Consider the following 23,079-nt stretch of genomic DNA (forward strand, 5'->3'; position numbering starts at 1 on the left):
GAAATTCGTGCTATATTACAAGCCCTTTTATCAAAAAATTGATAAATTTTGTCAACTTGTAACCGCTGGTATTGTTGACTTTAACAGTCATAAACGAACCAGTGAATTCGGTGCTGCCTAAATAAGCAACTATTACATCATACAGAATTTATGACATCATTTCAAGCCCTTTTAGAAAAAAGCTAATTTTTCTCAATGACCTGCAATCGTTCGACCCATTGATTAAAGAATGGTTCCGTCAGCCATTCATTGATATGTTTATTTTTATAGCCAACCGACTGATTGTAATAAGTGGTCTGACCGTACGTCCGTGGAGCCGGGTGAATATGCATGTGCCCAAATAATACGGAATCAACTTGCTCTTTTTCTAACAAATCACCAAGGCGATAACTACCCATCATGGCGTTTGCCATGCTCCACATCCGAATGTCAGGTTTATTAATTAAATATTCGCGCTTAGGTGAAAAATGAGTAAAGTAAAGCACTTGTCGCTGTCTTTTAGCGGCTAATTCAAGTTGTTGTTTCGTCTGCAACAAAACGATTTGCATTCTTTCAATATCGGTCATCGGTTGCTGAATAGCACGATCGACCCAGTATGCCCGCTTCCAAAGCTCAATTTCATCAATATCAGTTTTTTCCGGACGAAATGAATAGTCATACCAACCGTTATTACCAATAATCGTCCAATTTGTGCCCGCTACATCAATTGTTTTATTGTGAACGTAAATATCATCCTGTATCGACTCAAGTTCCTCAAACGAGACCCCAGCCAACATATCGTGATTACCCGCGATGAACAATACCTTGGTAGCATCCTCTAATTCAGTTTGTAAGTCGTGCACGTATTTCATCGATTTTTGAAAATCATTAAATAGATCGCCCGCAATTAAATAATAGTCGATTTGCTGCGTCACCAGGTATTCTGCTTGTTGTTTTAACATTTCCTGACTATCAATGCGATTCACATCAAAGTGATTATCACTCGTCATTGCAATTCTGCTCATCATGTCACTTCCAATTCCAAATAAAAAAGCCGACATATTGTCAGCTTTCATTATATATAAGTTAGTTAATCCCTGCCATTAATTTATGGATAGGTTTAACGAAGAAGAACAAGATGATACCAAGAACGACACTCGCTCCCCCAACGGCTAGGAAGTATTGAACTTCCGTGCCAGGTGTGTAAAATTTAACGATTTGAGCATTAATAGCTTGTCCAGCTGAGTTTGAAAGGAACCACATACTCATCATTTGCGCAGTAAATGCTTTTGGCGCTAATTTAGTGGTTAGAGATAATCCGATTGGTGAAATCAACATTTCGGCAATTTCAACGATGAACCATGAACCAACTAACCAAAGGGGACTCACGCGACCTGAAGTACCGTATAGCAATCCAGGCATAGCGATAAAGACATATGAAAGACCAGCAATCACAAGTCCAGCAGCAAATTTACCAGGGGCACTTGGTTGGTTTTTCCACTTACTCCAGATTACCACGAAGACAGGTGTCAAAATCATGATGAATAATGGGTTTAAGAGTTGGAAGTTTGCAGCTTGGAAATGCCATCCACCTAAATGTAAGACAGTCCGGTTAGCGGCAAACAAGGCCAAAATACTTGAGCCAGATTCTTCAATGCCCCAGAACATTGCTGCAGCAACGAAGAGTGGAATATAAGCCCAAACTCGTGATTTTTCAACTTTTTCAACTTTACGGCTGTTCAGCATTGTAACAAAGTAAATAATTGGTAAGGCAATCGCGATAACGGTAATCAACCAAATAATGCTGTCGATATTCAAATTACCCATTGCGCCTAATAATCCAACCACCGCAACTAATGCCACGATAGCAATCACAGTCCAAATAATAATTGATTTCATATTTTCACGTTCAATTGGATCTTTAGGATAGTTACTTTCAGATGGTAAGTATTTTTTACCATCAAAGTAATATTGTAAAAGACCAAAGAACATACCAATGGCGGCTAACGCAAATCCAGCGTGATAGTTAATATGACCACCAAAGAGGTTCATACCAAAGCCATCAGAAGCCCAAGGTACCAAGATTGGTGCCACAGCAGCCCCAAAGTTAATCCCAAAGACGAATAAACTAAAGCCGGCATCACGACGACGGTCAGTTTCTGAATACAAACCGCCGACCATTTCTGAAACGTTTGGTTTCAATAAACCAGTCCCAGCAACGATAAATGCAATTGATGCAAATAACGCAGCAGAGCCACCTGGAATCGATAGTGAAATATGACCAAGCATGATCAAAACTCCACCAATAAAGACAGTCTTACGACTACCCCAAATCCGGTCACTCAGCCATCCACCAATCACTCCTGACATATAAACAAGTGATCCATAAATTGACATAACTGAAGCAGCGGTTGTTTGGTCAAAACCAAGGCCGCCATCTTTTACAGCCAAAATCATGTAAAAGATTAAAATTGCACGCATACCATAGTAACTAAATCGTTCCCACATTTCAGTGAAGAACAACGTTGACAAGCCTCGAGGTTGACCCAAAAAGGCAGTGTCAAGTTTCGCTTTTTTATCCAAAATATATCCTCCGTTATGTAAATATCTTACATATTGTTGTCATTAAAATTCAATTAATGAATTATTAAATTATAGTCTTTTATCTGAAGTTGGTCAATAAACGGTACCATTTTTTAGTGAGTAGTTTGACCTTGATATTTGCAAATAAAAGTGGCTCAACACGTTATTATCAACGGATTGGGCCACTTTTGTCTAGAAGATACTATTTATCAGATTATCATCAACATGTAAAATTATCATGGGGTTAACAGTTATCTATATCAAACTATTATCAAAAGTGCGAAATGGATGTTTACTCACATTATTGGGTAATTGTGTTCCTTTTTAATGCTAGTCTAAGCACGCCGGTCACCAGTTTCTAATTGCACGTCCATTGGGACCAAATGCCCGACGGTACAACCAAAAACCAACTGCGGCTGTTAATACATCAGCTATTGGTTGAGCTACAATTACTCCTTGGTATCCTAATAGATTTGCCATAATAAATATGACGACAATAAAAATAATCCCTTGTCGCGAAATCGACATCACGAAAGCATCAAGTGGTTGGTTAACCGACTGAAACATGGTTGTGAAAACTAACGACAAACCAATAAATGGGGTTGTAATCAAGAACCAACGCAGCATGTAAGTTGCTGAACGAACCACTTGTTGATCTTTCATAAATAAACTAACTAGTGCTGGTGCAATTGCAATTAGTCCCAAAGCAATCACGAAGGCAAAGCCCGCATTAACTAGAATATCGAATTGAATGATTTTTTTCAGTCGTTCTTTATTTTTAGCACCATAGTTATAACCAATTAATGCCTGCGAACCAAAACAAAAGCCGACCAAAACCATCGTCACAATTGTTTCGACTTTGGTGGCAATTCCAAAACCGGCCACTTTACTAGCACCGTAGACTATCAAGAAATTGTTCATGATTGCGGTCCCCAGCATTGTCATAAAGTTAGTCACTGACGCTGGAATCCCAATCATTAAAACATCTTTGATTTCAATCGTAGGAATTTTAATTTGGTGAATTTTGATGTGAATATACCGTGCTCGTTTAATCGTATATAGAATCAAGATTGTATCTGTGATTAAGTACCCAGCAATCGTGGCTAATGATGCCCCAGCGGCTCCGAGATGAAAACCAAAAATAAATAACGGATCTAGAAATATTTTAAAAATAGTTCCCGTCGCGGTTCCCACCATCGATTCGGTTGCTAAGCCTTCAGTTCTTAAGGTGTTAATTGGCACGAGCGACACAATAATCAAAATTCCCGCTGCGGCCATAATTTGGTAATAAATCGATGCATATTGATAAGTTGCGGCCGTCACTCCTAGCCAACCTAAAACTTGCTTTTTAAAAATAAATAACCCTGCGGTCACAATGATGCTCAATAGCAGGGCACCATAAAAGCAAAAACTATTAACTCGTCCAGCTAAATCATACTTTCGCTGACCTAACAGCCGCGAAATTGCTGAACTACCACCTAAGCCAAACATATCGCCTAATGCAATCATCATTGAAAATAATGGCGTACATAACGTAATACCGGCCACTAAGTTCGCATTTTGTGTTTGGGCAACAAAAAATGTGTCCGTTAAATTATAAATCATGGAAACAACAGTTCCTAAAACAACTGGCAAGGCCAGCTTGAAGTACGCTTTATGTATTGGTGCATTTTCGAATAACTCTAAAATATAATCACCTTCAATTTTTTTGACAACAAGAGTATCTTACCACAGTTGTCACTGTTAGTTTGCCAAAAAAACCAACAGAAAAAAGAGACTGCATTTAAACAGTCTCTCCAAAGTTTTCTTAGTTGATTAAGAACTGAAGAAAATCAACGAAACCTCCCATAGTTCCGTGGCACAATCATAACATAAGTTATACATGATATTCTACACATATCCGTATTTTGTTCTTTAAAATTTAAGACAAATTTCGTATAAAAATATGTTTAACCACTGATAGAAAGCGCTTATTGCTGAAATTGGTCTATATGATTAACAATCAGTCACCCCAAAAATTACCGCGTTTATTTAATTACTTTCATTCGCAATTTTCTTAAAGCCATTTTGTAATTGTTGATTACGGGAACTAGTAAAATCATGGGCGCTACTTCCAGTTTCTTCACACACCAATACATCAGGTTCTCCATTATGAAATACATACAAATAAGCAATCATTTTGGATTCACCATCATCATTGTGATTATAAACAGATGCCGCAACCACCTGATATTCTTTATCTGTATCCGCCTTGGGTGACCACTTCAGTGTTACATCGTCACCATCGACAGTGATGTTACCTTCATAATCATCGTTTTTAATATCATCCGGTAAAGTAATGCCGTCGACATCAACCGTATCGCCATCATAAGTGCCGATGTACGACTGATTCATGGTGTCTTCCCAAGATGACATAAACGATGATAAATCACTAGTTTTACTTGTAGACCATAGAGCTGTTCTGGTTGGCGCAGCACTACTACTTGATGCACTAATCGTTTCATTTGAAGAGGTATTCGCAGCTGTATTATTAGCCACTTGTTTTTGATGGTAAAAATAGTACCCACCACCTCCAATGATGATTACAACTAGTGCAACAATTAGTCCAATCATCGCTTTATTAGGTTGTTTCTTTGGTCCTTTATTGGCAGTCTGCATTTGTCTGCTTGGAATATTGGACGTCACTGGTTGTGTGGGTATTTTTTGGGACGTAGGTTGTTGCGTTGCAGCTGGTGTTAACCGTGTACCACAGTTTTCACAAAACACTGCGTCTGGCGCATTTTTGGCCCCACAATTTGGACAAAACATAGAATCTCCTCCAATTATCACGTATTATTTTACTTTGCCACAGCGTAAATTTTTTGCGCCAATTGGGCAACCTGTTCATCACTCCAACCATCAGTCATAATCGTTAAAGCAAATTTGTGATTACTCAAGACAATCGCCGCGTCATTATTTGCAGCACCATTAATACCAATTTTATGAGCAACCGTAACTGGTAATGATCCAATCTTATCATGAGCCCAGTTAGTTTGTTCCAACCATTGTGAAGCTTTTTGATCCTGTTTCCAAATCGAAATAATGGCTTGATTAGCTTGTTTTGCGCTCATCGTTTTACTATACGTTTTTGCACCGACAGTAGATTCTAAATAGGCACTAAAACCTTGTGAATTAGCATTCGCCACGTGATAGTATAATTGATTGCTAGCTTGATTGTCAGATTGTTCAACTGCTCGTTTTGTTAAATCTTCAACTGAATATGATTGGCCCTGATGATTTTCGTTTTGTAAAGTTCCTGTTCCACCGATGACCATGGCACTGGGCAAACTGTTCGCGGCATCAGCATATGCAAACTTGGTCTCCCAGCTAATCTTACCAGTAGCAATTTCACGTTGCACGTAGGCTATGATTGGAAGCTTGGCCACACTGGCAGCATAAAACATCGTATCCCCGTTGGTTGAAGCTGTGGTTCCAGTCGATAAATCAGTGTATGCAACACCAATATTTTTTTGATTATGATATTGATCTAATATTTTTTGAACTGCCTGACTCCGTGAACTACTCGTTTTTTTACTAGTGGTCACTGATGATGATTCTTTCGTAGCTTTGTCGACCTGTTTTTGTGTACTAGCAGCTTGTTGTTTAGCTTGTGATGTCTTTTGATAGTAGTGGTACCCACCATATAATCCACCACCTAATATGAGTACAAGCGCCCCTAGTACGGTGACTCTTTTAACATTCATTTAATCCAAGCTCCTTGGTTAAGTCTATAAGTTTAATTTAAAACAATGATGAAAATTGACTGATTAGACTTTGGCCAAAAATCGACATTAAAATAATTAGTGCTGCTTCTAAAGCAATCATGGCCACAACAGTCAAATAAACACTATCAAAACCTGCCCGGGGTTTTGGTAAAACGATTGATTGCATAAAGCCAATTACAAAAATACTGCCACCTAAACTAATTAGCAACACGGATAATAATTGTACCGCTCCACCTAGTAAACTGAGGAGTAAAGCACATAAAACTAAAATCAAATTAAGATTACAGCGATGCATCAAATCAGTGGTATATTCCAAAAAAGTTAGATTGTCATTTTGTGCCCATTTACGGAACAAAAAGCCAACTAATCCGAAAACTAACATCCCAACAATTAATAATAGCAAGAATTTAAAATAAACGGTCATCGCATTACTTTGAATCGTACTCGTTGCTGATTCGGCCGTCTCACTGTCAAATAAGCTTAAAGCTGAGTTAGTTGTATCTTCAACAGTGTCAATTCCTGATTGCGCAGTATGTCCAACCGAAATCGTACCGAGTAATGCCCAGATTCCCATTGAAATAAGTCCAAACCAACGATTATATTGGCTGACAATCACTTGAGAAGGCTTTTTCCAGGAGTCAACTAAGTAATCCCAGTAACCCTGACTAGATTCTTTAAATTTGGATACTTGATCAGCTCTAACTTGCGCCTGAGCCTGACGCTGTCGTTCTTGTTCTGCTTGAATTGCAGGATCAACTTGTGGCTGTTGTGGCCGCGTATTTTGCTGTACCTGTGCTGTTTGAGTTGGTGTAACTGGTTGAACATTTGGCTGTTCCGGTTCCACTTGTGAGGCTACTCGTTGAACATTGGGTTGCCCTGGTTCTACTTGTGAGGTTACCGGTTCAACTTTTGGTTGCTCTGGTTCTACTTGTGAAATTACTGGTTCTGCTTTTGGTTGTTCTGGTTGAACCTTTTCCCCTAACAGTTTCGTACCGCACGTTGTGCAAAATTTTGCTGTAGCGGAATTAGTTGCGCCGCAATTTGGACATATTTGCATAATCAAATCTCCCCTTTAAATAATTGCAATAATATTTTTTCTTCGAACTTGTGTTGCATTTGAGTTACTATACTTACCTATATAGTCTAATCCCCATATTTTTTTGCACACAAAAAATCCTCCCATAATGAAATAATTTCACCCCAAATTTAACCAAAGTACGATAATATTGACGGTAAATTAATTAATTTATTTTTATAATTAGTCTAATTCCGATAATATTAGTTACTGCTAATATAATTTATATTTATTCCTATGTCAATAATGGATATTTTTTAGAGTAATGCTTTAGACCGCTTTGTTAGCAACAATATACATACTTTTAAAATCTCAAACTTGGAAGTGTAAGTTATGATTTTATTGCCGAATTTTCTGTTGATTGAATCGAGTAGGAGGCAGTTGATTAGTTCAGCTACCGACCTCTCACACCACCGTACGTACGGTTCCGTATACGGCGGTTCAGTAATTTAAGCATTTTGAATAGACTGGAATACCTTGGAGAGATTCATCAATCCAAGTTGTTCCAGTTTTTCGTTTGTTAACGTATAAAGTAGTGTTTTGCTATGTGCTGTGCGCCAGTAACCCTTGCGGGTATAAGCAGCTAGCCGAGCATCATTCTGATTCAAACCTAGTCGTTTCAGGTTAGTGATCTTCGTTTTGATTTTCTTCCATGATTTCCAGATGTATTGTCGAACTCTAGACCGTAGCCACTGATCTATTCGTTTCAAGAAGTTTGTCATCTTACCAGATGAGTAGTATTGAATCCATCCGCGCATTTTTCGTGTGATTTCCATAAACATTTGTTCAAGTGAAATTCCGCGATTGCGTTTCGTAATTCGTTTGAGTTCCTGTTTGACCCGTATTTGGGATTGTTTTGACGGCCTTGAGAAAGCACCACCCCTACCAACTCCCAGTGAGAATCCCAGAAATTTCAATCTCAATGGTGACCCGACTTTACTTTTGTCACGATTGACGGTTACTTTAAGATCCTTTTCCAGAAATCTACTAATACTCTCAAGTACCCGGTGACCTGCTCGTTTACTCTTAACGTAAATATTGCAGTCATCCGCATATCGGACAAAGTGGAGACCTCGTTCCGTTAATACTTTATCCAGCTCATTGAGATAGATATTCGCCAATAGTGGTGAAAGTGGTCCGCCTTGCGGGGTTCCCACGACACTCGCTTCGAAGGTTGAACCAGTCATAACACCACTAGTCAAAAACTTTCGAATTAGCTTAATCAACCAAGGATCATCAATATATTGTTCGATATACTTGATCAGTAAATCATGATTGACTGTATCGAAGTATGCCTTTAAATCAAGATCAACCACGACGTGGTAACCCTCGTTATACAGCGATACCACTCGTTTAATTGCATCTTGCGCACTTCGATTAGGTCGAAAACCAAAACTATTATTTGAGAAAACTTGTTCAAAAATCGGAGACATCACTTGTGCGATTGCTTGTTGTATCATTCGGTCAATTACCGTTGGCACGCCTAATTTTCGCACGCCACCATTTGGTTTGGGTATTTCTACCCGTTTAACCGCCTTCGGCCGGTACGTCCCATCATTCAACTGATGAATAAGTTCAGTTTTATGAACTCTCAAATAACCTAACAGATCATCGATGGTCATTCCGTCGATGCCTGCGACACCTTTATTACGCACAACCCGTTGATAGGCCAGATTCAAGTTATCTCGATCCAACACGCGTTGTTCAAACTTAATGCCACTCATCATCGTTGTTTCATTAGAATTCATCCTACGCGCCCCAGTTTGTTCTTGGTCTTCCAGACCTACCATCCACTGGTGGTCAGCTTTGTTTTCTGTTTTCTGCGATCGTCGCATAAATTCCACCTCCATAATCAATGTGAGTTATTACTGTTCAGCCCTTCGTGACGAAGTCACTACTATGGCCTCGGCTGACTCCTGATAAACTCAGTATTCCATCACTGAAACAGTTGTCCTGTAGAACTTGATTGCTCTTCTTGTCGGGACTTGTATATCAGGCCTCCCCGGGTAAGAACGTCAACTTTCATACCATGTCACCATTAGCTTTACCATAGTGATTTTGAGTAGTATCGGACTTCGATTTGTTGAGCAATCTTATCCAATCAGTTCTGGCCTTATAGCTACTTCTTGTTCATTGGTGCGGTATTTTGCTCCTCAGACTTCCTTCAGATTCCACTTCACAGTGGACACCCTTGTCCTTGGCTAGTGGTTCCGACTACTACGGCCCACAGTGGACTTTCACCACCTAGTTGGCGCCCATGCCGGGCGCACTCAAAAAAAGTCACGTAAATGTTATGAATAAACATTTACGTGACTTTCATGTTTTGTATATAAGTGCCGACTGCAGGATTTGAACCTGTGACCCTCGGTTTACGATACCGATGCTCTACCAACTGAGCTAAGTCGGCATATACATTATCTAAATAATAAAGACAATATATACAAAAAAATTTCCTTTGCAGGAAATTTATATATGCATGGCGACGTCCTACCCTCGCAGGGAGCGATCCCCCAACTACTATCGGCGCTTAGAAGCTTAACTTCTGTGTTCGGCATGAGAACAGGTGTATCCTTCTAGCCATCATCACCACACTACTGTTTAACATTGTTAAACAAGAGAACTTGCGCTCTCAAAACTAAATAATATCAAGAATTTTTTAAACCGGACACCACTGTGTGGTTAAGTCCTCGACCGATTAGTAATGGTCCGCTCCATGCATCACTGCACTTCCACTTCCATCCTATCTACCTCATCATCTTTGAGGGGTCTTACTCTCCCGAAGGAGATGGGAAATCTCATCTTGAGGCGAGTTTCACACTTAGATGCTTTCAGCGTTTATCTCATCCATACGTAGCTACCCAGCGATGCTCCTGGCGGAACAACTGGTACACCAGCGGTATGTCCATCCCGGTCCTCTCGTACTAAGGACAGCTCCTCTCAAATTTCCTGCGCCCGCGACGGATAGGGACCGAACTGTCTCACGACGTTCTGAACCCAGCTCGCGTACCGCTTTAATGGGCGAACAGCCCAACCCTTGGGACCGACTACAGCCCCAGGATGCGATGAGCCGACATCGAGGTGCCAAACCTCCCCGTCGATGTGGACTCTTGGGGGAGATAAGCCTGTTATCCCCAGGGTAGCTTTTATCCGTTGAGCGATGGCCCTTCCATACGGAACCACCGGATCACTAAGCCCGACTTTCGTCCCTGCTCGACCTGTCTGTCTCGCAGTCAAGCTCCCTTGTGCCTTTACACTCTGCGAATGATTTCCAACCATTCTGAGGGAACCTTTGGGCGCCTCCGTTACTTTTTAGGAGGCGACCGCCCCAGTCAAACTGCCCACCTGACACTGTCTCCCATCACGATTAGTGATGCGGGTTAGAGTGGTCATACAGCGAGGGTAGTATCCCACCAACGCCTCCACCGAAACTAGCGTTCCGGTATCTACGGCTCCTACCTATCCTGTACAAGCTGTACAAACACTCAATATCAAGCTACAGTAAAGCTCCATGGGGTCTTTCCGTCCTGTCGCGGGTAACCTGCATCTTCACAGGTACTTCAATTTCACCGAGTCTCTCGTTGAGACAGTGCCCAGATCGTTACGCCTTTCGTGCGGGTCGGAACTTACCCGACAAGGAATTTCGCTACCTTAGGACCGTTATAGTTACGGCCGCCGTTTACTGGGGCTTCAATTCTGAGCTTCGCCGAAGCTAACCCATCCTTTTAACCTTCCAGCACCGGGCAGGCGTCAGCCCCTATACTTCATCTTACGATTTTGCAGAAACCTGTGTTTTTGATAAACAGTCGCCTGGGCCTATTCACTGCGGCTGTACTTTCGTACAGCACCCCTTCTCCCGAAGTTACGGGGTCATTTTGCCGAGTTCCTTAACGAGAGTTCACTCGCACACCTTAGGATTCTCTCCTCGACTACCTGTGTCGGTTTGCGGTACGGGCAGTTAAATACTCACTAGAAGCTTTTCTCGGCAGTGTGACATCGGCAACTTCGCTACTAAAATTTCGCTCCCCATCACAACTTGTCCTTAAAAGAAAAAGCATTTCACTCTCTCCAAGACTTGTTGCTTGGCCAGACATATCCAACAGTCTGGTTTGCTTAGCCTCCTGCGTCCCTCCATCGTTCAAACGCATTTAACTGGTACAGGAATATCAACCTGTTATCCATCGTCTACGCCTCTCGGCCTCGACTTAGGTCCCGACTAACCCTGGGAGGACGAGCCTTCCCCAGGAAACCTTAGTCATTCGGTGGACAGGATTCTCACCTGTCTTTCGCTACTCATACCGGCATTCTCACTTCTAAGCGCTCCACCAGTCCTCACGGTCTGACTTCATTGCCCTTAGAACGCTCTCCTATCACGCAACCTAATGGTTGCATCCGTAGTTTCGGTAATATACTTAGCCCCGGTACATTTTCGGCGCAGGATCACTCGACTAGTGAGCTATTACGCACTCTTTAAATGGTGGCTGCTTCTGAGCCAACATCCTAGTTGTCTAAGCAACTCCACATCCTTTTCCACTTAGTATATATTTTGGGACCTTAACTGACGGTCTGGGCTGTTCCCCTTTCGACGATGGATCTTATCACTCACCGTCTGACTCCCGGACATAAATCAATGGCATTCGGAGTTTATCTGAATTCAGTAACCCATGACGGGCCCCTAGTCCAAACAGTGCTCTACCTCCATGATTCTAAGTCCGAGGCTAGCCCTAAAGCTATTTCGGAGAGAACCAGCTATCTCCAAGTTCGTTTGGAATTTCACCGCTACCCACACCTCATCCCAGCCATTTTCAACTGACACGGGTTCGGTCCTCCAGTGCGTTTTACCGCACCTTCAACCTGGACATGGGTAGGTCACCTGGTTTCGGGTCTACAACAACATACTTCATACGCCCATTTCAGACTCGCTTTCGCTACGGCTCCGACTTTTCTGTCTTAACCTTGCATGCAATCGTAACTCGCCGGTTCATTCTACAAAAGGCACGCTGTCACCCATTAACGGGCTCCAACTGATTGTAGGCACATGGTTTCAGGAACTATTTCACTCCCCTTCCGGGGTGCTTTTCACCTTTCCCTCACGGTACTGGTTCACTATCGGTCACTAGGTAGTATTTAGCCTTGGGAGATGGTCCTCCCGGATTCCGACGGAATTTCACGTGTTCCGCCGTACTCAGGATACAGAGCTGAGGGTATTACGTTTCGCTTACGGGGCTATCACCCGCTCTGGCTCAGCTTCCCAGCTGATTCAACTACGTAATACTTTTGTAACTCAAATGTTCTGTCCTACAACCCCAAAGAGCAAGCTCTCTGGTTTGGGCTTTTCCCGTTTCGCTCGCCGCTACTCAGGGAATCGATTTTTCTTTCTACTCCTGCAGCTAATGAGATGTTTCAGTTCACTGCGTCTACCTTTACTTAGCTATGAATTCACTAAGCAATAACTGACGATTAAGTCAGCTGGGTTCCCCCATTCGGAAATCTCCGGATCAAAGTGTACTTACCACTCCCCGAAGCATATCGGTGTTAGTCCCGTCCTTCATCGGCTCCTAGTACCAAGGCATTCACCATGCGCCCTTTATAACTTAACCTTGTTGATTCCAGCACTTGCGTGCTGGCTGACAACAGATTAATTGAGTATATGCGATAACTCTTTAAAAAAACTCAAATAACGCGGTGTTCTCGGTTTAATCGTTAAAACAATTAATAAATAAAAAATTTTGATATTATTTAGTTTTCAAAGTACAAGTTAGTCAACTTACGTTGACTAATGGAGAATAGCGGGATCGAACCGCTGACCCCCTGCTTGCAAAGCAGGTGCTCTCCCATCTGAGCTAATTCCCCATATATGGGCCTAAATGGACTCGAACCATCGACCTCACGCTTATCAGGCGTGCGCTCTAAACCAGCTGAGCTATAGGCCCATGTAAATCCAATTGATTAAGTTGAGAGTAGACCTCTCAAAACTAAATAAAGTTTCGACTAATGTGTAGGTTCCGTATATTCCTTAGAAAGGAGGTGATCCAGCCGCAGGTTCTCCTACGGCTACCTTGTTACGACTTCACCCTAATCATCTGTCCCACCTTAGGCGGCTGGCTCCTAAAAGGTTACCCCACCGACTTTGGGTGTTACAAACTCTCATGGTGTGACGGGCGGTGTGTACAAGGCCCGGGAACGTATTCACCGCGGCATGCTGATCCGCGATTACTAGCGATTCCGACTTCGTGTAGGCGAGTTGCAGCCTACAGTCCGAACTGAGAACGGCTTTAAGAGATTAGCTTACTCTCGCGAGTTCGCAACTCGTTGTACCGTCCATTGTAGCACGTGTGTAGCCCAGGTCATAAGGGGCATGATGATTTGACGTCGTCCCCACCTTCCTCCGGTTTGTCACCGGCAGTCTCACTAGAGTGCCCAACTGAATGCTGGCAACTAATAATAAGGGTTGCGCTCGTTGCGGGACTTAACCCAACATCTCACGACACGAGCTGACGACAACCATGCACCACCTGTCTTAGCGTCCCCGAAGGGAACGTCCTATCTCTAGGATTGGCGCTAGATGTCAAGACCTGGTAAGGTTCTTCGCGTTGCTTCGAATTAAACCACATGCTCCACCGCTTGTGCGGGCCCCCGTCAATTCCTTTGAGTTTCAACCTTGCGGTCGTACTCCCCAGGCGGAATGCTTAATGCGTTAGCTGCGGCACTGAAGGGCGGAAACCCTCCAACACCTAGCATTCATCGTTTACGGCATGGACTACCAGGGTATCTAATCCTGTTCGCTACCCATGCTTTCGAGCCTCAGCGTCAGTTACAGACCAGACAGCCGCCTTCGCCACTGGTGTTCTTCCATATATCTACGCATTTCACCGCTACACATGGAGTTCCACTGTCCTCTTCTGCACTCAAGTTCTCCAGTTTCCGATGCACTTCCTTGGTTGAGCCAAGGGCTTTCACATCAGACTTAAAAAACCGCCTGCGCTCGCTTTACGCCCAATAAATCCGGATAACGCTTGCCACCTACGTATTACCGCGGCTGCTGGCACGTAGTTAGCCGTGGCTTTCTGGTTGGATACCGTCACTACATGATCAGTTACTATCACATACGTTCTTCTCCAACAACAGAGTTTTACGAGCCGAAACCCTTCTTCACTCACGCGGTATTGCTCCATCAGGCTTGCGCCCATTGTGGAAGATTCCCTACTGCTGCCTCCCGTAGGAGTATGGGCCGTGTCTCAGTCCCATTGTGGCCGATCAACCTCTCAGTTCGGCTACGTATCATTGTCTTGGTGAGCCATTACCTCACCAACTAACTAATACGCCGCGGGTCCATCCAAAAGTGATAGCCGAAACCATCTTTCAAATTAGAACCATGCGGTTCTAACTTTTATGCGGTATTAGCATTTGTTTCCAAATGTTATCCCCCACTTTTGGGCAGGTTACCCACGTGTTACTCACCCGTCCGCCACTCATTCAAATGTCTTTTCAATCTGGTGCAAGCACCGTCAATATAAAACGAGAATGCGTTCGACTTGCATGTATTAGGCATACCGCCAGCGTTCATCCTGAGCCAGGATCAAACTCTCATATATAATTTAAGTTTGTAGCTCTTATTTGTTTGTATTCACGAAATTGACTTCGCAAATGTTATTTGCTTTTGACTATTGTCAAAAGACCCTACACATTTGATTTGTCGAAACTTTATTCAGTTTTCAAAGGTCTACATTTCGTTGCTTTTTCTAAATCAGCAACGAGTAATATCTTACCATTTGAGCAATTACGTGTCAACGTTTTATTTAACTTTATTTGACTAAATAAAAACTTTGTAATGCCTTAACAGCAATATCTATAGTACCAATTACTCAATAAACCGTCAACTATTTTCTTTAAATTTCTAAGCACGTAAATGCCTTCGTTTCTCATCGATTTCGTTAAATTCCGAACTATAAACTTTCAAATTATTTTTTCATTCGTAATTTTAATTCCTTAGCTTTTTATTCCAAACTTTTTGACAAAAAATGACTGAAAAAACTTTTTTTAATTCATAAAAAAAGACCGATTTTCATCAGTCTTAACACTCGTATTAATCTTCTGGACGCATAGTTGGGAACAAAATCACGTCACGAATTGAAGCACTGTCAGTTAATAACATTGCTAAACGATCAATTCCGATACCTAGTCCACCCGTTGGTGGCATACCATATTCCAAAGCTTCAATGAAATCTTCATCGATACCTTCGGCTTCATCGTTACCAGCTTCACGTTCTGCCACTTGGGCTTCAAAACGTTCACGTTGATCAATCGGATCGTTCAATTCTGTAAATGCATTAGCAAACTCATTACCTATAATGTAAAGTTCAAAACGATCTGTAAAGCGAGGATCATCAGCATTTTTCTTAGCAAGTGGTGAGATTTCTACTGGATGACCATACACAAAGGTTGGTTGTACTAGTTTGTCTTCAACAAACGTTTCGAAAAATTCATTGATAATGTGACCAACTTGCCAATAATCTTCATAATGCACCTTATGTTCATCAGCAATTTTACGAGCTTCGTCAATTGTCATTTCTTGCCAGAAATCAACACCGGTCTCTGCTTTAATAGCATCCACTATGTGAACACGAGCGAATTCTTTGTTGAGGTCCAAATCAGTTCCTTGATAACTAATCTGACCGTCAGTAGCGACAGCCTTAACTGCAGCTTTGAAAATGCCCTCAGTTTCATTCATGACATCTTGGAAGTCAAAGTAGGCGACATAAGTTTCAAGCATCGTGAACTCAGGATTGTGCTTTGTATCCATTCCTTCATTACGGAAAACTCGTCCAATTTCATAAACTCGTTCGAAACCACCGACAATCAATCGCTTCAAATGTAATTCCAGCGCAATCCGCATATATAGATCAACATCTAAGGCATTGTGATGTGTAATAAATGGACGTGCATTAGCTCCACCAGCTTGGTTATGCAAGACAGGCGTTTCCACTTCCATAAATCCATTACCATCTAAATAGCTACGGATAGCAGTAATAATTTTGCTACGCTTTTGAAAACGTTCAAAGCTATCGCGGTTGGCAATTAAATCTAAATAACGTTGACGATAAATTTGTTCTTGATTTTGAAGGCCATGAAACTTATCAGGCAATGGGCGCAACGCTTTTGACAAGAAAGTTAGGCCAGTTGCCTTAACCGTCAATTCACCCATATCTGTTTTGATGACATGTCCAGTTATTCCTAAGAAATCACCAATATCAGCACGCTTGAAAATGTGATAAACATCTTCGCCTAATTCATCTTTACGCAAATAAACTTGAATCCGGCCCGACTTATCCAAAATATCAGCAAAGCCGACTTTTCCTTTACCACGTTTTGAAACCATTCGGCCACTAATGGTCACTTCATTTTCTTGCGCTAATAAATCATCATGTTCAACCGCATCAAATGCAGTATGAATTTCAGCTGCTAAATGAGTACGTTCAAATCGATGACCAAAGGGATCCATTCCGTTATCACGCAATTCTTGCATTTTTTCGCGACGAACCCGAAGTTGGTCATTCATTGGTTGTTCTTGTTTTGCCACGTTATTGCCTCCATTATTTTTATTGTGCTTGCTTTAATGCTCGTTCTTTTGATTGATCTACAAACTGGTCGAAAATATCATTCATTTCTTCCATCGTGTTGCTTTCCATTAATGCTGCCTTGGCTTTTGCTGAGCGTGAAGTTCCTTTTAAGTAATAAGTTGCTTGCCCACGAAATTCTGGCACACCAAACTTCTCGCCTTTTAAGTTCACCAGTCCAGCCAAATGTTCTTTAGCCATAGCAACTTTTTGTTCTACAGTGGCTTCTGGTAATAGTTCACCTGTAGCTAAGTAATGTTCTGTTTGTGAGAGCATCCAAGGATTCCCCATGGCTGCACGACCAATCATAACCGCATCAGCACCTGTTAAATCAAGAATATCTTTAGCATCTTGAGCAGATTTGACATCCCCATTTGCCATAAATGGAATCGTCAGTTCCTGTGCAACATCTTTCAAAACGTTCCAGTCGGCGGAACCGGTATACATTTGTTTCCGAGTACGTCCGTGCATACCAATAGCTGAAGCACCAGCTTTCTCAGCAGCTAAAGCATCTTCCACTGCTAAAATATGGTCTTCATCCCAACCGATTCGCATTTTAACTGTGACTGGCTTTTTGACAGCGTCAGTCACATATGACACCATTTCATAAACCTTGTTTGGGTCCAATAACCAGCGAGCACCAGCTTCAGTTTTGACCACCTTATTAACAGGGCATCCCATATTAATATCGATAACGTCTGCTTCAGTATTTTGATCAACAAATTTGGCTGCTTCAACTAGCGTTTCTTTTGTGCCACCAAAAATTTGGATTCCCATTGGGTGCTCGGCAGCTTCGACATTCATCATTTGTAAAGTTTTTTTGTTCTTATACATAATTCCACGGTCTGAAATCATTTCACAGACCACGTAACCAGCACCAAACTTTTTACAAATTAAGCGAAAAGCCGAATTAGTCACTCCTGCCATCGGAGCAACAACTACCTGGTTCGGAATTGTAACATTCCCGATTTTCCATTCCATTTTATTCACCTCATTAAATCATATGCGACCACTATCATAGCACAGACTTGACTGTCTTACCAAACTGTATTAATCCATTTTACTTAAGATTTCGTTTAAATCGTTTTCATCGTATTGATACTTGTTGCCACAAAAATGACAAACCACCTCAGCATGATGATCTTCATTAATCATTTGTTCAATATCAGCTTTCTTGATAGTCGCCAACATTTCACTGAACTTTTCCTTTGAACAATCACATTTAAATGCGACAGGCATTGTATCAACAATCTTAACTGTATCTTGTTCAAACAATTGATATAAGATATCTTCTGGAGCTTTATGTTCCTGTAATAATTGTGAAATTAACGGTAAATGGGATAATTTTGTTTCTAGGTCAGTGATAGCTTCGTCAGAGGCGCCTGGCAAAACTTGAATTAAAAAGCCACCAGCCACTTCAATTGAATTATCCGGATTAACAAAAACCGATAGCCCCACCGCCGAAGGAATTTGTTCAGATTGTGCCAAATAGTAAGTGAAATCTTCACCGAGTTCTCCAGAAACCAATTCAACTTGTCCTGTAAAAGGTTCACCCACCAACAAATCCTTGGTGACGGACAAAGTTCCAGTTGTTCCCACCGCACCCGCGACATCAATTTTGCCTTTGGAATTGAGGGGCAAATGAACGTGTGGGTCTTGCAAGTATCCTTTAACTGTCCCGTTGGCATTTCCATCAACCACGATGCCGCCCACTGGACCGTCACCTTGAATCCGGACCGTCATTTTTTCCTCACCTTTTAAAACTGATGAAGCGAGTAGTAATGTTCCTACTAGACTTCGACCCAAGGCAGCTGAAGATGCGCTCCAGGTATCGTGTCGTGTTTGTGCTTCTTGAACCAAGTTAGTCGCATCAACTACATATGCACGAAACATCCCATCATTAATAATGCTTTTAACCATATAATCTTTATGTGTCATTGATATCTCCCTGGATATTATCCGTTACATTAACAAAGGATTGCTACAAAGTTAATTGCACCAATCCTTTGGAATTACTATTAAATTGAATCTGAACTACTATCATCTGTTGAATCGTCAGTTGGAGTTTCATCAGCGACGTCTTCATGACGTTCAGCTTCTTTACGTTCCAATTCACGTTTTGATTCTTCAAATGTAGCTGCATGACTCGTGTCTTCCGCTTTTGGATCGTCGTCTGGCATATGACCAGTCTTAAACAAACTAATAATTTGTTTTTCATCCAAAGTTTCATACTTGAGTAACGCTTCAGCAATAATCTTATGTTGTTCACGATGGCTTTCGATGATATCAACAGCTTGTTGATGTCCCTCAGAAGTCAATCGACGAACTTCAGAATCGATGATGCTTGCAGTTGCTTCAGAATAAGCAGGTGATTGGCCATATTGTGCACCTAAGAATGGTTGACCACTACCTTCAAGTTGAACCATTCCAATCTTATCACTCATCCCATATTGGGTAACCATTGAACGAGCAATTTGAGTTGCCTGTTCAAAGTCATTTGAAGCCCCAGATGATTGTGAGTTGAAGATAATTTCTTCAGCAGCACGACCACCCATTAAACCAGCAATTTGTTCTGTCGCATTTTTCTTCGACATCAACATTTGATCTTCACGAGGAAGCATAATTGCGTATCCACCGGCACGTCCACGAGGAACAATGGTAACTTTGTGAACGACTCGAGCTTCATTTAAGACCAATCCAACAACAGTATGGCCAGCCTCATGGAAGGCCACTGTTTCACGTTCGGTTTTGGAAACAACTCGATCTTTCTTAGCTGGTCCAGCAATCACACGGTCTTCAGCTTCATCTAAGTCTTTAGCATCAATTGTCTTACGATTACGACGAGCAGCCAAGAGGGCAGCTTCGTTCAAGAGGTTTTCCAAATCGGCACCAACAAATCCAGGTGTTTCTTTGGCAATCACTTTTAAATCAACTGTGCTATCAAGAGGCTTGTTCTTCGCATGAACCTTCAAAATAGCTTCACGACCCTTAACATCAGGACGTCCGACAAGAATCTTACGATCAAAACGACCTGGACGTAGCAAGGCAGGATCAAGGACATCAGAACGGTTAGTAGCAGCCATAACAATGACCCCTTCATCCCCGTTGAATCCATCCATTTCAACCAACAATTGGTTTAAGGTTTGTTCACGTTCATCGTGTCCACCACCCATTCCGGCTCCACGTTGACGTCCAACCGCATCAATTTCATCAATAAAGATGATTGAAGGTGCAGTTTTCTTGGCATTTTCAAACAAGTCACGAACACGACTTGCCCCAACCCCAACGAACATTTCAACGAAATCAGAACCAGAAATAGAATAGAATGGTACGCCAGCTTCACCGGCAACTGCCTTAGCAAGCAACGTTTTACCAGTCCCAGGAGGTCCCTCTAACAGAACCCCCGCCGGTATTCGTGCCCCAAGTGCCAGGAACTTCTTCGGATCTTTCAAGAATTCAACCACTTCGACTAATTCTTGTTTTTCCTCTTCTGCCCCAGCTACATCAGCGAACCGGACTTTATTTTGTTTCGAATCTGATGGTTTGGCTTTGGATTTCCCAAAGTTCATGACACCACGGCCACCACCGCCACCTTGGCCAGATTGGCCCATCATCATATAGAAGAAGAACACCATGATGACGATTGGTACGATATAAATCAGGATATTGAGCCAGAATCCACTAGATTCCTCAGCCTTGGTCCCCATTTTGACATTGTTCTGAGTTGCGTATTTTTGCAACTGTGAAGTTGTCACTTCATTTGGTAATACGATTGACGTAAATGTCTTAGTCGTTGCTGCCTTTGAGGTTCCTAGCGTAAAGCTACTACTTGCCTCAGTTTTTTGGGCTTTGTTGTACGTCCCAGTAACTTTGTAGACACCGCCACTTGGTTGTACATCAAAACTCTTAATCTTCTTATTTTTCAACTGACTTACAAATTCACTTTGCTTCAAGTTAGCAGATTGACCTGCTGAACTATTGCCGCCAAAGAAAAAGTAAGCAATTCCCATGATACATAAGAAAATGACAGCATAAAAAAGAACATTACGTGAAAAGCCATTCTTTTTATTGTTGTTATTGTTGTTCATGTTTTCCTCCTACCAATCGATATATTTTCCTCTTTGTTAATGGAAATTATAATAGCATAATTGACCATAGTTGACTATTAATTTATCGCTTCTATTTTTGGTACACTGCTGGTTTCAAGATACCGACATATGGTAGGTTACGATACAACTCGTTATAATCCAATCCATATCCAACTACAAACTCATTTGGAACATTAAATCCAACATAATTGGCTTTGATATCGACAACTCGTCCTTCTGGTTTATCCAAGAGAGTACAAACCTTGATATCATTGGCTCCTCCTTGCTTTAAAAGATTCACCATATATTCTAAAGTTCGACCAGTATCGATAATATCTTCAATCAAGATGATATCACGGCCCTTGATATCGGTATTAATTTCACGGACCAAATCAACTTTCCCACTGGATTCTGTTCCCCCGTGATAACTTGAAACATCCACGAAATCGATATCTGTGTAACAGTCAAATTCTTTTAACACATCAACTGTAAAAAAGATGGCTCCTTTGAGCACTGAAATAACAAGCGGCTGACGGCCTTCATAATCGTGAGTCAGCTCTTTACCGATCCGTTTGGCCGCTCCGGCGATTTCTTCTCGACTATAAAGTACCTTTTCAATATCGTTATCCATGACTAGTCTCCTTTTAAATTATGATTTAATTGTGGCATAAAATACAATTTTTGCCAATTAGTTTTATAGTCGTCAGGTCGCTCTAAGTACGTGAACTTGCGATTTACAATCCAAATCGGTTCGTTTTGACGAGTCACCACCACCAATTGTTGCAATCGGTCTGCATTAGGGACCTTTTGATCAATTAATATTCTTCTGACCTTTTGATGATGGCCATCTTTTAAGCGAATTTCATCATCTGAGTCTGCCTTTCTGATGGTCAAAGGCAAAGCTTCTGGAGGCAGCCATATTTCAATTGCACCTGTCACAGGCTTGGTGCTGACAAAATCCTCAAGTTTAAATTCTTGTGCCACTGCGTTGGAAAGTCGACTCAGTTTAGCAACCTGATATTCTTTTTCAAAAACAATCTGATTGCCTAAATCAAGTTGCGCCTGAGCAGTTTCACTCTGCACGAGTTGTTCAACGGTCTCAATTTGTGATTCCTTAATATCCACTAATTGTTCAATATTAATTAGCCAATACCGGACTACTTGATGTCGTTCAATCTGACTTAACTTACTTAATTGTGAAATTACCAGATTACCATCATGACTCACCTGTTGCCATAATCGACCCAGTTGCAAATCAGCAAACTGCGTTAATTCTGCAAGCTGATTGCCAAACGAAGCTAAATGATTTAAGACTTCGTTATTTTCTTTAGTTAGTAACGGCAAAATTTGATTACGATAACGATTCCGCGAAAATTCCAAGGTTTGATTTGTCTGATCTTCATAATACCGAACCTGGTTTTGAGTCAGATATTCACGTAGTTCTGCTTTGGAATAATGCAGCAATGGTCTAATCAATTCTCCTGGTCCAAATTGACGTCTGGTTGCCATCCCCGATAACTGAGACAACTGACCGCCACGGGTCAATTTCATTAAAATGGTTTCAGCTTGATCATTCAAGTGATGGGCCGTTAACAATTTGGCTGACTCATACTTATTCATTAACGCTTCAAAAAATTGGTAACGGAATCCGCGAGCCGCCGTTTCAATCCCCGTCGCAGGATGTTGCTCTTTAGGCCAATGACTCACTTCTAATTTTAAATGGTGTTGCTGACAAAATTGCGCCAAAAAGCGTTCTTCTTCTGCGCTTTGATGTCGTAACTCATGATTGACATGTGCGACAACGATTGTCGGTTGCAGATTAGTCGGCAAACTCAACAATAGCATCAAAAGACACATTGAATCGGAGCCTGTCGAAACAGCCACAATTACTGGTTCTTTTGAATAAAAAAAGCGGTCCCGTTGTAAGTCCCGCTCGAATTTTGTTTGCAAGTTGTTCATCTGTTTAGTATTTCACC

At 41.7% G+C, this 23,079-nt stretch carries 13 protein-coding genes, 3 tRNA genes and 3 rRNA genes; all 19 read right to left on the minus strand.

Annotated elements, in window-relative coordinates:
• Positions 1-182: 182 nt before the first annotated feature.
• The 19 genes from F0161_RS09575 to tilS all read right to left on the minus strand — a co-directional run bounded on the left by F0161_RS09575 (position 183) and on the right by tilS (position 23,053).
• Positions 183-1,055, minus strand: coding sequence for a metallophosphoesterase (locus tag F0161_RS09575; protein ID WP_225423121.1), 873 nt, complete (start codon positions 1,053-1,055; stop codon positions 183-185).
• A gap of 10 nt (positions 1,056-1,065) precedes the next feature.
• On the minus strand, positions 1,066-2,562 hold the full coding sequence (locus tag F0161_RS09580) for a peptide MFS transporter (RefSeq protein WP_137602841.1): 1,497 nt from the start codon (positions 2,560-2,562) through the stop codon (positions 1,066-1,068).
• 348 nt (positions 2,563-2,910) lie between these two features.
• Positions 2,911-4,197, minus strand: a complete 1,287-nt coding sequence (locus F0161_RS09585) for an MATE family efflux transporter (protein WP_450091352.1) — start codon at positions 4,195-4,197, stop codon at positions 2,911-2,913.
• A 396-nt stretch (positions 4,198-4,593) separates the two neighbouring features.
• The gene (locus F0161_RS09590; protein WP_150204426.1) at positions 4,594-5,370 is read right to left on the minus strand and encodes a zinc ribbon domain-containing protein; all 777 of its coding nucleotides are present in this window, start codon (positions 5,368-5,370) and stop codon (positions 4,594-4,596) included.
• 29 nt (positions 5,371-5,399) lie between these two features.
• A complete protein-coding gene (locus F0161_RS09595) occupies positions 5,400-6,305 on the minus strand; it encodes a serine hydrolase (RefSeq protein ID WP_150204427.1) in 906 nt (301 codons plus the stop codon).
• 37 nt (positions 6,306-6,342) lie between these two features.
• On the minus strand, positions 6,343-7,383 hold the full coding sequence (locus F0161_RS09600) for a zinc ribbon domain-containing protein (RefSeq protein WP_150204428.1): 1,041 nt from the start codon (positions 7,381-7,383) through the stop codon (positions 6,343-6,345).
• Positions 7,384-7,850: 467 nt separating this feature from the next.
• Positions 7,851-9,236, minus strand: a complete 1,386-nt coding sequence (gene ltrA / locus F0161_RS09605) for a group II intron reverse transcriptase/maturase (protein ID WP_150204683.1) — start codon at positions 9,234-9,236, stop codon at positions 7,851-7,853.
• Between the two features lie 499 nt (positions 9,237-9,735).
• Positions 9,736-9,808: transfer RNA gene (locus F0161_RS09610), tRNA-Thr, on the minus strand.
• A gap of 67 nt (positions 9,809-9,875) precedes the next feature.
• Positions 9,876-9,992: ribosomal RNA gene (gene rrf, locus F0161_RS09615) — 5S ribosomal RNA — on the minus strand.
• 84 nt (positions 9,993-10,076) lie between these two features.
• Positions 10,077-12,998, minus strand: a 23S ribosomal RNA gene (locus F0161_RS09620).
• A 180-nt stretch (positions 12,999-13,178) separates the two neighbouring features.
• Positions 13,179-13,251, minus strand: a tRNA-Ala gene (locus tag F0161_RS09625).
• Between the two features lie 5 nt (positions 13,252-13,256).
• Positions 13,257-13,331, minus strand: a tRNA-Ile gene (locus F0161_RS09630).
• 87 nt (positions 13,332-13,418) lie between these two features.
• Positions 13,419-14,993, minus strand: a 16S ribosomal RNA gene (locus F0161_RS09635).
• Together the 16S, 23S and 5S rRNA genes with 3 tRNA genes alongside form the textbook arrangement of a ribosomal RNA operon.
• Before the next feature lie 491 nt (positions 14,994-15,484).
• Entirely contained in the window at positions 15,485-16,957 is a 1,473-nt protein-coding gene (gene lysS / locus F0161_RS09640) for a lysine--tRNA ligase (RefSeq protein ID WP_150204685.1), read from the minus strand.
• A gap of 40 nt (positions 16,958-16,997) precedes the next feature.
• Positions 16,998-17,996: a tRNA dihydrouridine synthase DusB gene (gene dusB, locus F0161_RS09645; RefSeq protein ID WP_150204429.1), complete on the minus strand. Its 999-nt coding sequence runs from the start codon at positions 17,994-17,996 to the stop codon at positions 16,998-17,000.
• Positions 17,997-18,065: 69 nt separating this feature from the next.
• Positions 18,066-18,953, minus strand: coding sequence for an Hsp33 family molecular chaperone HslO (hslO, locus tag F0161_RS09650; RefSeq protein WP_137602391.1), 888 nt, complete (start codon positions 18,951-18,953; stop codon positions 18,066-18,068).
• Between the two features lie 80 nt (positions 18,954-19,033).
• Positions 19,034-21,103, minus strand: a complete 2,070-nt coding sequence (ftsH, locus tag F0161_RS09655) for an ATP-dependent zinc metalloprotease FtsH (RefSeq protein ID WP_137602390.1) — start codon at positions 21,101-21,103, stop codon at positions 19,034-19,036.
• 91 nt (positions 21,104-21,194) lie between these two features.
• Positions 21,195-21,734, minus strand: a complete 540-nt coding sequence (gene hpt, locus F0161_RS09660) for a hypoxanthine phosphoribosyltransferase (protein WP_137602389.1) — start codon at positions 21,732-21,734, stop codon at positions 21,195-21,197.
• A gap of 2 nt (positions 21,735-21,736) precedes the next feature.
• Positions 21,737-23,053 carry a tRNA lysidine(34) synthetase TilS gene (gene tilS / locus F0161_RS09665; protein ID WP_190318863.1) on the minus strand — a complete coding sequence of 439 codons (1,317 nt, stop codon included), beginning with the start codon at positions 23,051-23,053 and terminating at the stop codon, positions 21,737-21,739.
• Positions 23,054-23,079 lie beyond the last annotated feature (26 nt).

The organism is Paucilactobacillus nenjiangensis, from assembly GCF_008632615.1.
Classification (GTDB): Bacteria; Bacillota; Bacilli; order Lactobacillales; family Lactobacillaceae; genus Paucilactobacillus; species Paucilactobacillus nenjiangensis.

Coding starts and splice junctions, on each gene's coding strand:
- F0161_RS09590 (WP_150204426.1), bottom strand. CDS start 5,370: ATGTTTTGTCCAAATTGTGGGGCCAAAAATGCGCCAGACGCAGTGTTT.
- dusB (WP_150204429.1), bottom strand. CDS start 17,996: ATGGAATGGAAAATCGGGAATGTTACAATTCCGAACCAGGTAGTTGTT.
- hslO (WP_137602391.1), bottom strand. CDS start 18,953: ATGACACATAAAGATTATATGGTTAAAAGCATTATTAATGATGGGATG.
- F0161_RS09595 (WP_150204427.1), bottom strand. CDS start 6,305: ATGAATGTTAAAAGAGTCACCGTACTAGGGGCGCTTGTACTCATATTA.
- ltrA (WP_150204683.1), bottom strand. CDS start 9,236: ATGCGACGATCGCAGAAAACAGAAAACAAAGCTGACCACCAGTGGATG.
- F0161_RS09575 (WP_225423121.1), bottom strand. CDS start 1,055: ATGAAAGCTGACAATATGTCGGCTTTTTTATTTGGAATTGGAAGTGAC.
- ftsH (WP_137602390.1), bottom strand. CDS start 21,103: ATGAACAACAATAACAACAATAAAAAGAATGGCTTTTCACGTAATGTT.
- F0161_RS09600 (WP_150204428.1), bottom strand. CDS start 7,383: ATGCAAATATGTCCAAATTGCGGCGCAACTAATTCCGCTACAGCAAAA.
- hpt (WP_137602389.1), bottom strand. CDS start 21,734: ATGGATAACGATATTGAAAAGGTACTTTATAGTCGAGAAGAAATCGCC.
- lysS (WP_150204685.1), bottom strand. CDS start 16,957: ATGAATGACCAACTTCGGGTTCGTCGCGAAAAAATGCAAGAATTGCGT.